This is a genomic window from Caballeronia sp. M23-90, assembly GCF_053574605.1.
Genome location: NZ_JBSIPA010000961.1, coordinates 1 through 586 on the forward strand (window position 1 = coordinate 1; position 586 = coordinate 586).

Genomic DNA, 586 nt, shown 5'->3' on the forward strand with positions numbered 1-586 from the left:
TTGCAAGACCTTTGCCAGCGCCTGCTCCCTGAATTCGACAGAATACGTCTGTTTGGCATTCAACCTGCACCTCTGAGTTCTTCGGATTGGGAAAATTCAGAGGCGACATCTATTGTGACGCAGGGGGATTCTGTCCGACAGATTCCTGTCAGTGGGATAACGGCTCAGCTGGTCCAGACCTACGTTGAAAGCTATGGCGGCCGCCCGAGCCACCCGCTCCTGCTTAATTCATATCTTGGCAACCCGCTCGCGACTGAATCGCTGACAAAAGCGGTTCGCGAAGTCTCGAATGTGTTGCCGGAGCGGGTACGTCGTGAATTGAGCGATCGCTGTGGCAAGGATTCCGTTATGCCGCATGACCTGCGTCACACAAGCGCTGTCGTGCGCTTACATCAACTGCTGGATAGCGGTGACGCGAGGGATGAGGCACTGCAGAAGATGCGAACGTTCTTAGGATGGTCTGAGCTTGCCCGCAAAAAATGGATCCCTTGCTGAGTGTGTAAAACTCACGCAAGGAGGAAGGAAAGATGGGTAATCCGAGAGCTCGATATACGCAGGAATTCATGCTGGAAGCCGTGCGCATGGT

At 53.9% G+C, this 586-nt stretch carries 1 pseudogene; it reads left to right on the forward strand.

The features are described 5' to 3' along the window. Positions 1-495 (forward strand): annotated as a pseudogene (locus ACRXB1_RS37295) (hypothetical protein); the annotation flags it as partial. Positions 496-586: the final 91 nt, after the last annotated feature.